The sequence below is a fragment of the Paralcaligenes sp. KSB-10 genome, from assembly GCF_021266465.1.
GTDB lineage: Bacteria > Pseudomonadota > Gammaproteobacteria > Burkholderiales > Burkholderiaceae_B.
On sequence record NZ_CP089848.1, the window covers coordinates 1206303 to 1218501 of the forward strand.

A 12199-nucleotide genomic window follows, 5' to 3' on the forward strand; every position below is an offset into this window, starting at 1 on the left:
ACTCTCCCGTTACGGAGCATGAATGAACTGGAATCACGAGCTACTTGAAAGTGGGCTTTGGATATTAAAAGCCTACGCCATCACTGTCGTACTTGCCGGACTGGCAATCTGGGCTCTGGTTCGATTCACGATATGGGGGCGGCAGTTCTGGACTCTGGCAAAAGGCTATTTTTCTCCGAAACGCAGTTGGCAACCTCTGATCGCGCTGGCCTTCATCCTGTTTTTAACGCTGTGCGGCGTGCGCCTGGATGTGCTGTTTTCGTCCTGGTACAACAATATGTATACCGCGCTGCAGAAGCTCGATGAAACCGAATTCTGGTTTGCCATGTGGCTGTTCGCGGTTCTGGCAACGACGCATGTCATCCGTTCGCTCATCGATTTTTATGTAGAACAGGCCTTCACCATTCATTGGCGCGTCTGGCTGAACGAACAGATGCTCAGCCGCTGGCTCGATCATCAGGCCTACTACCGAACCCAGTACCTCGACAAACCCACAGACAACCCCGACCAGCGCATACAACAGGACGTAAACAGCTTCGTCTCAACATCGCTGACCTTATCGATGGGCGTGGTAAACGCGCTGGTGTCGACCTTTGCCTTCACCCTGATCTTGTGGAATTTATCCGGCCCCCTGTCTGTCATGGGGCTGGACATTCCACGCGGCATGGTCTTTCTGGTGTTCCTGTACGTATTGGTGGCCACTGTATTCGCCATACGCATCGGCCGTCCGCTCATAAGCCTGAATTTTTTGAACGAACGCTTTAATGCCGATTATCGATACGCACTGGTGCGCTTGCGCGAATACGCGGAAAGCGTGGCCTTTTATGCCGGCGAAAAAGTGGAAGGCGCCCTGCTGCGCAATCGTTTTGCGCAAGTCATCGCCAACTCGTGGGCAATTGTGTACCGATCCCTGAAGTTCCTGGGGTTCAATTTTTCCATCACGCAGGCGGCGGTGGTTTTCCCTTTCATTATCCAGGCGCAACGTTTTTTCACGAAAAAAATCAGCCTGGGCGATTTGATCCAGACCGCCCAGGCTTTTGGGCGCCTGCAGGACAATCTGTCGTTTTTCCGAAATGCCTACGATAGCTTTGCCGCATACCGGGCCACTCTCGACCGCCTGACCGGCTTCACCACCGCCATCAGGCATTCATACGAGCTACCCACGCCGCAAGTGCAAGCCCAAGGCAAACGGGTCGCGCTCGACCATCTGACCGTGCTCACGCCAAGCCGGCAGCTCCTGATCAACCGCCTGTCGCTCGAGGTTCAACCAGGCGCGCCGCTGCTGATCCGCGGCGCCTCCGGATCGGGCAAAACCACGTTATTGCGCTCGATTGCCGGTCTTTGGCCCTATTGCGAAGGGGGCATTATCCGGCCCGAGAGCGGCGCACTGTTCCTGTCGCAAAAGCCGTATCTGCCGCTCGGAAGCCTGCGCGAGGCCTTGTACTACCCAAGCCAGTTGCCGGGCGCGGCCGGTACATCCATTATCGCCAGTCCCCAACGCCAACAGGAAGCCGCTATGACAAGTTCGCGCGGCGGCTCGGCAAACCTCGATACCCTTCTTGTCTCCAGCGACTCGCTGCTTGAAACCCAGCCATCGAACCTCTCCGACGGCCAGGCCCAGGAGGTGCTCAAGCAGGTGCAACTGGGCCACCTTATCGACAAACTCGACGAAGTCGCGGACTGGGGCCGCATCCTGTCGCTGGGCGAACAACAACGCCTGGCATTCGGCCGCATGCTCCTGGCCCGGCCCGACGCCGCTTTCCTGGATGAGGCCAGTTCAGCCCTGGACGAAGGGCTGGAAGAATCCATGTACCGACTGACGCGCGAGCATCTGCCTGACATGATATTGCTGAGCGTAGGCCATCGCAGCACATTGGTGGCGCACCATTCCCGGCAACTTATCATCAAGGGGGGCGGAGCCTGGGAATTGAGCTGAATCACGCCCTGCTGCGGCATCCAATCCGGTGCCTGGCGCTGGCCGAGGGTCCAGCCCTACGGGCCACGCCGACTTTAATCCACTGCCCTTGATACTTGGTCAATCATGAACTATTCGATCGTCAAACATTTGCACGTAAGCGCTGCCGCCATAAGCATTATCCTGTTCGCGCTGCGGGCCTATTGGTCTGTCACCGGTTCGGGCAAGCTGCAACTGCGCGCAATCAAGATTCTTCCGCATGTAGTAGATACGGTGTTGCTCGTTTGCGGCATTATTCTTACTTTCATGCTGGGCGGCCTGCAGCCGTGGATCGTGGCCAAATTGCTGGCCCTGGTCCTTTACATAGGGATAGGCACGATCGCGATCAAGCGCGGCAAAACCTCCGGGACACGAGCCTTGGCAGCCCTGGTCGCCATTGCCGTTTTCTTTTATATCGTGGGCGTGGCCATACGGCACAATCCTATGTCGTGGCTGGGTTAGGCGCATTTTTGGTTCGGATGTTTACTGCGCTGAACGTGGTTCCGTGACTGTCGTTTTGAACCGTTCAGGTTTGGGCTTATTACTTTGTACTTTGGACGGTAGTTCTATTAAGACGCCGCAGGGTGGGCTTGCATAGAGAGAGAGGCATTGGGGTCATGCACCGAGAGAAACGTTGAGATCATGCATCGAGGTATACGTTGGGCCGGCAAGCTCATTCCACGCATGCCATTACGCGAGCCGTCTATCGGGGCTTGGGGTCAGGACCGGCGTAAGGCGTGCGCCGGATTTAGCTCGGCAAGGCGGGGGTAGTCGTCGGGCGCTGTCTGAACGGAGCCTCGCGCAGTGTGCGAGGCGCAGTGAGTTCGCCCGACGCCCGCCTTGACGAGCTAAATCCGGATGAAGCACGCCGTGCCGGGCCTGACCCCAAGCTCCGATAGACGGCGTCTTCAAATACCAAACCGTCAAATGCCGTAAACAACTCAAACCAAAAACTACGCTAGTGCGCTGCGGATTACCAATCACCACTGCCCGTAAAACACGCCAGCCTTCTTGTAGGCATCGGTCCCCTTTTCGACCGACTCGTCCGTTACCGTGGTACGACGCTTAAGATGCGTAAACCAGTCGAACAGCCTGGCCTTCAGTTCCCCGCGAACAGCCGCATGACCGGCATCCCGGCCCAGGTCCTGGAATTGCTCCGGATCGGCCTGCAAATCGTAGAGCTGTTCGGGCTCACCCATCCAGTACACATATAGCCAGCGATCGGTGCGCACCGACCACGCGCGAGCTGTCTGCGGCGTCTTGTGCACCAGCAGGCGCGCCAGCCGATAACTGTAGTCGAGTTCGGAAAATACGCAATCGCGCCAGGCTTCGGGTTCACCATGCAAGATCGGCAAAAGGCTGCGCCCTTCCAGGCGATGTGCCGCCAAAGGAATATTCAAGGCCTCGAGCAGCGTCGGCAAGACATCGACCGACTCCACCATGCGCGATTCGACCCGGCCGCGCGACACATCGGCGGCGGGCGACGGATCCATCACGATAAAGGGAACGCGCTGCACAGTATCGTAGAACAACTCTTTTTCGCCGAGCCAATGGTCTCCGAGGAAATCGCCGTGATCCGCCGTGAACACGATGAGGGTATTTTGCATCAACCCAGTACGCTCCATGTACTCGAACAACCGCCCCAAATGATCGTCAAGCTGAGTAATCAAGCCCTGATAAGCCGGACGCACCACCCGTATGCAATCATCCTGCGCAAAACTCAGGCTTTCTTCCTGTTGGCGATATGCCGCCACGACCGGATGCGCATTCTGTTTTTCGGACTCGTTGCGAATCACAGGCAAACACTGGTCCGCACTGTACATGGCGTGATAAGGAGCCGGAGCAATGTACGGCCAATGCGGCTTGACGTAGCTGAGGTGCAACACCCAAGGCTGGCCGCCCATTTTCCGCATGAAACCCAAAGCCTGATCGGTCATGTAAGCCGTTTCGGAATGCTTTTCTTCCACCAGCGACGGAAAGCGGGAATTGCGCATATGCCAGCCACTCACCACTTTGCCGGTGTGATCGCGCGCTGAAATCACGAAATCGGTCCAGGGATCGTCCGACACATACCCCTGGCGGCGCAGGTATGCCGGATAGCCGCTTTCCTCGCCAGGTTCGTGGTGGCCATCGTAGCGATCGATTTCCTCGAATCCGCCACTGGCCAGCAAGCGTCCCAATTCGGATCCGCCATCGATAGCCAGGCGTTCCAGGCCGGCGTGGTCGGGCATGACATGGGTTTTTCCCGCCAGCACCAGTTTGCGCTGATGATTACGCAAATACTCGCCCATGGTGACTTCGCCCACCGGCAAAGGCACCCGGTTCCAGGTAGCCCCATGGGTAGACGGATAGCGCCCCGTGTAATAGCTCATGCGCGAAGGGCCGCATACGCCCGAATTCACGAACGCGCGTTCGAAACGCACGCCTTTTTTCGCGAGGCCGTCGATATTGGGCGTCCGCATGTATGGATGTCCGTAGCACCCCAAATGATCGGCGCGCAATTGATCGGACATAATGAACAAGACATTCTGAATCTGGGCCATCGACTTTGCGCGAGAACCTTTGGGCTGAACAACAACGGCACACAATGTCCGGCGCCCCGCCCTCGCCTACCTCCGTTAATGATTATCGCAAACCGCGAACGGCCCGAGCCGCCTGCGGCCTCAGCGCCTGGACCGCCTATTTTTCCACCACATAGCCTGAACTCTCGACAACCGGCGCCCATTGTTTGCGGAACGCATCGACCATTTTCCTCGTTTCAGCGGCGCCGGCCACAACAGGGACCAGGTCGTTCTGTTCCAGGATTTTCTGCACGCTGGGCGTGGAAAGAGTGTCCATGATAGCCCGGCTCAGGATCTTGACCTTGGCATCGGGCATGGTGGCGGGGGCAAAGAACGCATTCCAGCCAAAAGCCTCGAGCCCGACACCCGCCTGTGTAAAAGTAGGCACATCCGGCGTCCTGATTTCACGCTTGGCGCCCGAAGTGGCCAGGATACGGATTTTCCCGCCCACATGCTGCGGAGTCTGCACGTCCAGCGTATCGATGGCCACCGGAATCGAATTGCCGATAAGATCGGTCATGACGGGCGCCGATCCGCGATAGCCTATCACTTGCCCTTTGATACCGATTTTCCCGGCAAGCATCAATGCAAAAAAGTGAGGCAGGCTGCCCGTAGCCGGCACGCCCACATTGAACTCTTTGGGATGCGCCTTGGCCCACTCGATGAGCTGAGACAAATTCTTGATGGGATTTGTGGCCGCCACAGCCACGCCGAAGCCATATTTGGTCACTATCGACACCGGCTTGAAATCCTTGACGGGGTCATAGTTCAACTGCTTGTACACCAATGGCGCCACCACCATCACCGCCGGATTGCCCAACAGCAATACATTCTTGCCCGCCGGCGTCGCCTTGACATACGCGGCAGCGATGCGGCCGCCCGCGCCGGTCTTGTTTTCCACAATCACGGAAACTCCGAGCTTGTGCTGCAGTTCTTGCGAAACAATGCGGGCGGTGCGATCCGAAGTTCCCCCCGGCGCATAACCGACCACCAGCGTCAAGGGCCCATCGAGCTTTGCCGATTCGGCATGGGCGGCCGTCATGGCCAGGCTCGAACACGCCGCGATCGCAGCAACAATCGCCTTTATTTTTAATAGATTGCCGTGCATGATGGTCTCCTGATTTTCATATGACTATGATTTGCAGCTTAACAAGCACGCCGGTAATTGATCTAATCAAGTATCTGGCAACAAGGGAAAACACTTATGGTCGAGGCAGCATCCCGGCCCTCACCCGGCCGCAGCACTCGGGCAGGCGCAAGCCCCGCGCCTGTTGTGCCCGAGCCAACCATCCAGGACATGACGGTGTTTCGCATTTATCGAGCGTGGTCCGGGGCCAATCCGATCTTCACGCGCCTGTGCGAAGGCCGGTTCAATATCACGCGACGGGAATGGCGCATCCTGGCCACCGCGGCCGTCAACGGCCGGCTCGGCTCGGCGGCGCTGGCCAAAGCGGCCAATCTCGATCTGGTACGCACCTCGCGAACCATCAGCACACTGTGCAACAAAGGCTGGCTGATCCGCCATCGCAATTCGCGCGACGCCCGCAATATTTTCATCGACGTCAGCGAGGCCGGCCACGCGCTCTACCGGCAGATCATGCCCACCATCGTCGAGCTGAACGCCCAGGTCACCCAGGATCTGGATGCCGATGAATTGCGTGTGCTCAGGAAAGCCCTGGACAAGATCACCCTGCGCGCGCAGCGCATGCTGGAGGTCGAAATCATAAAAGAACGCCCGCACAGGGGGCAGCCGGGCAAGCGGAAAACCGGCTGAAGCGAGCGCCGAAGGTGACTGCAAGAGATTCCCCTTGCGATCACCCGCCATTCGCGTTCTTTAAGCGAACTACCACGACCCCATGTAGTGCTGCACCAACAGGCTGCTGAGCGATACGGACAACCACACGCCCAGGCCCAACAGGAAGGGGCGCATGCCGGCGGTGGCCATGCGGCGTAAATCCGAGGACAGGCCGATAGCGGTAAGCGCCACGATAATCAGAAACTCGGCCATGAAATGAATGACCCCATTCCAGGCCTCGGGAATGATCCCTGCCGAACGTACCCCGGACGCCACCAGGAACCACAGGATGAACCAGGGAAAAATGCGCGCCAGGCTGAAATCGGTGCCGCCCTGCTTTTTATGCCGCCAGGCTTCATAGAAAGCCAGGGCCAGGCAAATGGGAATGATCAAGGTTGCGCGGGTGAGCTTGACAATGGTGGCATAATCGCCGGCGGCGTGGCTGTAGCTATAGCCGGCAGCCACCACCGAAGAGGTATCGTTGATGGCCGTACCGGCCCACATGCCAAAGCCCGCATCCGACATCTGCAGCCAATGCCCCAGCAAGGGGAAAGTCAGGACACCCACAATATTGAAGATAAAAATCGTGGAAATCGCAAACGCCGTATCATGATCGTCGGATTTTATGATGGGCGTGACGGCCGCAATGGCCGAGCCGCCGCAAATCGCCGTCCCCACACCGATCAGGATTTTCAGCTTGGCGGGAATATTCAGCCACTTGCCCAGGAAATACGCCGAGGCGAAAGCCGCTGAGATCGTCACCAGGGTGACCGAAAGCGACTCCACGCCCGTTTTGGCTACCTGCTGGATGCTCAGGCCAAACCCCAAGGCGATAATCGACCACTGCAGCACCTGCTTGGAAGCAAACCCCAGGCCGGGCTTGAATATCGGCCCCACCCCCACGGAATTGCGGATTGCAATACCCAATACAATCCCAAATACAGGTCCGCCGATAATCGGAGCCCAGCGCCCCAGGTACAGGGCGGCCATGCCCACCACCATCGCCAGCACCAATCCATATAAAGGCGATGATTTCGGCGGCGCCAGACGGCTGCTGCGGCGGCCTCCGGCATGATGGATGGGCGCTGCCAGAGGCCGGTGGGATACTGCCTGAGAGGAGGAAGGCGTTGACGTCAACATTACAGACTCGCATATCTTAATAATCTGAAGTTATTTTAAATTCGCCAACAATATAAAAAAATTCATTAATACTTATTTATCGTATAAGATTTATTGATGATTGGAATCAGCATACGACAGCTTGAAGTCTTCGTCTCCATTGCCGCCACAGGTAGCGTCCGTACGGCGGCCGAGCGCCTGTTTGTCACGCAACCGGCCGTCAGCATGGCGCTGGCCGAACTCGAACGCCAGTTGAACGCCCCCCTGTTCGATCGGACACGCGGACGCCTGCATTTAAGCTCTCGCGGCAAGGAATTGCTTCCCATGGCCCAGGAAGTCGTTGAGCGCATGCACGAAATGCTGCGTCAGTCCAGCGGCAATCCCCTGGAATTGAAAGGAGAATTGCGCCTGGGCACCAGCAACACCATAGGCAATTACCTGGTAGGCGAGCTGCTGGGCCCCTACGTCGCCGCGCATCCTCGGGTTTCCCTGACTGTCAGCGTCGAAAACACCGATACGATAGTGGCCGGGCTGTTGGAACACAGAATAGACGTGGGGTGCGTGGAAGGCCCTGTCAACCACCCGCAACTCGACGTCCAACCCTGGCGCGACGACGCACTGGTCGTCTGCGCCGCGGCCAATCATCCCTTGACCCAACATCGCCGACTGCAACCCAGCCACTTCAAAGACGCCAAATGGATTCTGCGCGAGCCGGGCTCGGCAATGCGGGCATTGGCAGAACAGGCGATGAATTCACTTCCTCCTGGCCAGATCGTGCTGGAACTCGGGCAGGTTGAAGCCATCAAGCAGGCCGTCATCGCTGGGCTGGGCATCGCCTGCCTGCCCGCCACGGCGACTGGCGACGCCGTTGCCGTAGGGCGCCTGGCCATTCTGAATACTCCCTTCCTGGATCTGCATCGGCGCCTGTCGCTGGTACTGCACAAGGCACGCTATCGGGGAGCGCTTATCGAGGCCTTTATCGCCAGCCTGAACGCCGGCGCACGCTGATCGCAGGTCCCTCGCCCGGCGCCCACGGTCGGCTACACTAAAAACCAACGCCTTACGCGCCTTTGGACTGCCATGACAACTCAACTAGAACTGTTCTCCGCTGCAACCGCTTCCACCGACAATCCCCGCTCGCCTTCGCGGCGCGCGGGGAAAACCCGGGGTAAGAAAACGGGCCACGTCAAAGCCGCGCCAGCGCGCGGGCGCAAGACAAGCGCATTGAACATGCCAATCAAAGCACAGATCCCGCAGGCAATCGCCGCACGCGGCAAATGGAGCGAAAAGGATCGTGAGCTCGGGCTGCCGCCCTATGAAACTATCGCCTTGGTCTTGCAAGGCGGCGGGGCTCTGGGAGCCTATCAGGCAGGCGTCTTTCAGGGCTTGTCCGAGGCAGGCATCGAGCCCGACCGCCTGTCGGGTATCTCGATCGGCGCACTGAATACCGCCATCATCGCCGGCAACCCTCCCGAAAAACGCATTGCAAGACTGGTCGAGTTCTGGGAAACCATCTGCCAGCCGAACCTGGGTTTGGCGCCCAACCCGTTTATAGAGCAGAGTTTTTTCAACCTGGGCGACGCCGTGCGCCAGACAATGAGCGCCCTGAGCGCCGCCAGCGCGGTCCTGGACGGGCAGAAAGGTTTTTTCAAGCCCCGTTTCCCGTCGCCGGCGTTCATCTCCTCGAGCGGCCCCGGCCACGCCAGCTATTACGACACCAGCCCACTGAAAGAAACGCTCGAGCGGCTTTGCGATTTCGACCGGATCAATTCCGGCGAGCTGCATGTGTCGGTGGGCGCCGTCAATGTACGCACGGGCAATTTCAATTATTTCGATAACACCAAAATCGCCTTGCGGCCCGAACACTTCATGGCCTCGGGCGCCCTGCCCCCTGCCTTTCCAGCCATAGAAATCGATGGCGAGTATTACTGGGATGGCGGCCTGGTCTCGAATACGCCCTTGTCCGACGTGCTGAATACGCGCCCACGCAAGGACACACTGGTATTCCAGGTGGACTTGTGGAGCGCGCGCGGCCGGCTGCCTGCCAATATGAGCGAAGTATCCGATCGCATCAAGGAAATCCAATACTCAAGCCGCACGCGCCTGGTTACCGAACACCTGCGCTGGACCCAATATCTGAGGCACGTGCTGCTCAATGTGCTCGAAGACGTCCCGGCCGAGGCGCGGACCAGCGAGCACTACTGCAAACTGGCCCAGGAACTTTCGTCGAGCAAGCACTATAACGTCGTGCACCTCATCTATCGCGACAAGCCCTACGAACAGTACTACAAGGATTATCAATTCGACCTGGCCACCATGCGCGGACGCTGGGCCAGCGGGCTGCAGGACATACGCGACACCCTGGCCCAGCCGGATCGCCTGGCCATGCCCGACAATGACGCCGGATTCGTCACGCACGATGTACACCGCGAAGAAATCGAACAATCCATGCGGCACGATTGAGCCATGGCAGGCCTGTGGCAAACAGATCTGGCCAAAAAGTCCGGCGGATCTGTTGCTATTTTGTGGAATTATTAGCTGCACAAAAGAATAATGAGAAGTCAGTAGTTGCCTAGGCAATAAATTCGCGCTAGAATTCTTTCCATGGCACACGACAAGACTTCTCTTTCCCCGACACCTTCAGCGGCAGGCAAGTCCGCGGCTCACGAAGCCGCGCGCGGCACCGCACCGGCAAGCGCGCGGGCACACGCCCAGTCGACTTTTTACAGCCCCAACGAAGAATCGCTTTGCGAGACCAACAACATCGGCCATCTTATCAAGAACGTATACGCCTCGATCAATCGCAACATCGATCTGGGCGTCGCCCCCCTGGGCCTGACCGCTATGCAGTGGAAGCCCCTGGTATTGATCTGCCACCGCGACATCCACACGCCCGCCGAGCTGTCACGTGTCACTAATGTAGATACAGGCGCCATGACCCGCACTCTCGACCGCCTTGAGGCCAAGGGGTTCCTTACCCGGCACCGCTGCCTGGAAGATCGCCGCGTCGTCAATCTGGAACTTACCGAAAGCGGCACCAAGGTGGTTAAAGACATCTTGCCTGCCGTAGCCCATACCTTGAACGCCCATCTTGCCGGATTCTCGGAAAAGGAAACCGAAACGCTGCTAAAGTTCCTGCGACGCATGATAGACAATGGCGCCTGTATGGACTCCTCGTTCGATCAAGACGCTCATTAATTCCGCACTCTTACATTCATCGTAAATAGCTTGCCTGTACCTTTGCATAACCTCCAAGGTCCTGCTTAAATTATTGCCTAGTCAGATACGACCCGATCAATCAAATTCAGTTTAATGTCAGTATGAAACCCCTATTACCTCTTTTGCTGCTTGCCGCTCTGACTGGTTGTGCGGCCATCAATCCTGGAGAGCCCGGACTCAAGGAAATCCAGGGCGCGCAGCTTGGCCTGCAGACAGCGGCCATCGACTGGCCAACCGAACAATGGTGGCTGCGCTATAAAGATCCACAGCTTGACAGCCTGATCGATCAGGCCTTGCAAAACAATCCGTCGCTGGCCGCGGCCAAGGCTCGTTTAGGCATGGCCAACGCAGCTGTCAGCGGCGCCCGAGCCGTGCAACTGCCCCAGCTCAACGCCAATTATCAAATGACACGCGAGCGTTTTTCGGAAAACTACATCTATCCGCCGCCTTACGCGGGTTCCATGCAAACCGACAACACCCTGCAGCTCCAACTGGGTTTCGACCTGGACTTGTGGGGCAAGAACCGCGCGCGCTATGCCGCGGCCGTGTCGCGCGTTGAAGCCAGCAAGGCCGATGCGCAGCTGGCGCGCAATGCTCTGGTCAGCGCCGTAACGCAAAGCTATTTCAATCTGCAAAATGCACTGGCGCAACACCAGGTTATCGCGCAAATCGTCAGACAGCTTGAAGACGTCGCCAAGATCACGCATCAACGCGTCGTTGCCGGGCTCGACACACAGGTTGAAGTCAACCAGGCCGATTCAGCCGTTTCAGCCGCCAAGGTTCAGTTAAGCCAGGTCGGCACCAATGCCGACCTGCTGCGCCATCAGTTGTCGGCGCTGGTTGGGGCCGGGCCGGACCGAGGCATGAGCATTGAACGCGCCAAGCTGCCGGCCGTGGCCGCCGGTGTGCCTGCCCTGCTTCCCATGAATCTGTTGGGAAGGCGCCCCGATATCGTCGCGGCAAAGCGCCTGGTGGAAGCCAGTTCGAGTGAAATCTCGGCCGCCAAGGCGGAATTCTTTCCCGATATAAACCTTTCCGCCTTTGCCGGGTTCATGTCGCTGGGGCTGGACAACCTGTTGAAAAACGGCAGCAAGGTCTACGGCGCAGGGCCCGCTATTACCTTGCCGATTTTCCATGGCGGGGCGCTCAATGCGCAACTGAACGCGAAGCGGTCCGAACGCGACCTGGCCATTGCCAATTACAACCAGGCCGTGCTGACGGCAGTGCGGGAGGTGGCTGATGCCAGCACCGCGATTCGCGCCTTGCAACAGCAGATCGTCGATCAGCACGCCAGCTACACCGCCATTTCGTCGGCCTATGACATTGCGGTTCAGCGTTATCGCTCCGGACTGGGCAATTATGTGCAAGTGCTGCTGGCACAGAATGAGGTTCAGAAACAAGCCATTCTGGACACCGATCTGCAGGCGCGCGCCTATAACCTGGATGCCCAACTCGCTACAGCGCTGGGTGGCGGATACCGCTCCGCGCCGGCCGCTGGCACGTCGCCCGGCAATGTCCCCGCAATGCCCAAGGCCGGCGCACTCCACTGAT

10 protein-coding genes are annotated in these 12199 nt (G+C 58.3%); 7 read left to right on the forward strand and 3 right to left on the reverse strand.

The genetic code is table 11. From position 1 onward, the window contains the following. Nucleotides 1-22: 22 nt before the first annotated feature. Together LSG25_RS05570 and LSG25_RS05575 are read left to right on the forward strand one after the other, a co-directional pair. Nucleotides 23-1936 carry an ABC transporter ATP-binding protein/permease gene (locus LSG25_RS05570; RefSeq protein WP_232743710.1) on the forward strand — a complete coding sequence of 638 codons (1914 nt, stop codon included), beginning with the start codon at nucleotides 23-25 and terminating at the stop codon, nucleotides 1934-1936. A 105-nt stretch (nucleotides 1937-2041) separates the two neighbouring features. Next, a complete protein-coding gene (locus LSG25_RS05575; protein WP_232743711.1) occupies nucleotides 2042-2416 on the forward strand; it encodes a SirB2 family protein in 375 nt (124 codons plus the stop codon). A 518-nt stretch (nucleotides 2417-2934) separates the two neighbouring features. Here LSG25_RS05575 and LSG25_RS05580 read toward each other — a convergent pair. Beyond that, nucleotides 2935-4497: a sulfatase-like hydrolase/transferase gene (locus LSG25_RS05580; protein WP_232743712.1), complete on the reverse strand. Its 1563-nt coding sequence runs from the start codon at nucleotides 4495-4497 to the stop codon at nucleotides 2935-2937. 136 nt (nucleotides 4498-4633) lie between these two features. After that, nucleotides 4634-5623 (reverse strand): tripartite tricarboxylate transporter substrate-binding protein, encoded by a 990-nt coding sequence (locus LSG25_RS05585; protein WP_232743713.1) that lies wholly within the window; start codon nucleotides 5621-5623, stop codon nucleotides 4634-4636. Between the two features lie 96 nt (nucleotides 5624-5719). Here LSG25_RS05585 and LSG25_RS05590 point away from each other — a divergent pair, with 96 nt between their 5' ends. Further along, entirely contained in the window at nucleotides 5720-6289 is a 570-nt protein-coding gene (locus tag LSG25_RS05590) for a MarR family winged helix-turn-helix transcriptional regulator (RefSeq protein WP_232743714.1), read from the forward strand. 69 nt (nucleotides 6290-6358) lie between these two features. Here LSG25_RS05590 and LSG25_RS05595 read toward each other — a convergent pair whose 3' ends face one another. Beyond that, nucleotides 6359-7450: a YeiH family protein gene (locus LSG25_RS05595; protein ID WP_255696641.1), complete on the reverse strand. Its 1092-nt coding sequence runs from the start codon at nucleotides 7448-7450 to the stop codon at nucleotides 6359-6361. Nucleotides 7451-7546: 96 nt separating this feature from the next. Here LSG25_RS05595 and LSG25_RS05600 point away from each other — a divergent pair, with 96 nt between their 5' ends. The 4 genes from LSG25_RS05600 (at nucleotide 7547) to LSG25_RS05615 (ending at nucleotide 12198) form a co-directional block, all read left to right on the forward strand. Beyond that, a complete protein-coding gene (locus LSG25_RS05600) occupies nucleotides 7547-8437 on the forward strand; it encodes a LysR family transcriptional regulator (RefSeq protein WP_232743715.1) in 891 nt (296 codons plus the stop codon). A gap of 222 nt (nucleotides 8438-8659) precedes the next feature. Then, nucleotides 8660-9892 carry a patatin-like phospholipase family protein gene (locus tag LSG25_RS05605; protein ID WP_232744578.1) on the forward strand — a complete coding sequence of 411 codons (1233 nt, stop codon included), beginning with the start codon at nucleotides 8660-8662 and terminating at the stop codon, nucleotides 9890-9892. Between the two features lie 141 nt (nucleotides 9893-10033). Beyond that, nucleotides 10034-10627 (forward strand): MarR family winged helix-turn-helix transcriptional regulator, encoded by a 594-nt coding sequence (locus tag LSG25_RS05610; protein ID WP_232743716.1) that lies wholly within the window; start codon nucleotides 10034-10036, stop codon nucleotides 10625-10627. 122 nt (nucleotides 10628-10749) lie between these two features. Further along, nucleotides 10750-12198: an efflux transporter outer membrane subunit gene (locus LSG25_RS05615; RefSeq protein ID WP_232743717.1), complete on the forward strand. Its 1449-nt coding sequence runs from the start codon at nucleotides 10750-10752 to the stop codon at nucleotides 12196-12198. The last annotated feature ends 1 nt before the right edge of the window (nucleotide 12199 follow it).

Coding starts and splice junctions, on each gene's coding strand:
- LSG25_RS05570 (WP_232743710.1), top strand. CDS start 23: ATGAACTGGAATCACGAGCTACTTGAAAGTGGGCTTTGGATATTAAAA.
- LSG25_RS05575 (WP_232743711.1), top strand. CDS start 2,042: ATGAACTATTCGATCGTCAAACATTTGCACGTAAGCGCTGCCGCCATA.
- LSG25_RS05580 (WP_232743712.1), bottom strand. CDS start 4,497: ATGGCCCAGATTCAGAATGTCTTGTTCATTATGTCCGATCAATTGCGC.
- LSG25_RS05585 (WP_232743713.1), bottom strand. CDS start 5,623: ATGCACGGCAATCTATTAAAAATAAAGGCGATTGTTGCTGCGATCGCG.
- LSG25_RS05590 (WP_232743714.1), top strand. CDS start 5,720: ATGGTCGAGGCAGCATCCCGGCCCTCACCCGGCCGCAGCACTCGGGCA.
- LSG25_RS05595 (WP_255696641.1), bottom strand. CDS start 7,450: ATGTTGACGTCAACGCCTTCCTCCTCTCAGGCAGTATCCCACCGGCCT.
- LSG25_RS05600 (WP_232743715.1), top strand. CDS start 7,547: ATGATTGGAATCAGCATACGACAGCTTGAAGTCTTCGTCTCCATTGCC.
- LSG25_RS05605 (WP_232744578.1), top strand. CDS start 8,660: ATGCCAATCAAAGCACAGATCCCGCAGGCAATCGCCGCACGCGGCAAA.
- LSG25_RS05610 (WP_232743716.1), top strand. CDS start 10,034: ATGGCACACGACAAGACTTCTCTTTCCCCGACACCTTCAGCGGCAGGC.
- LSG25_RS05615 (WP_232743717.1), top strand. CDS start 10,750: ATGAAACCCCTATTACCTCTTTTGCTGCTTGCCGCTCTGACTGGTTGT.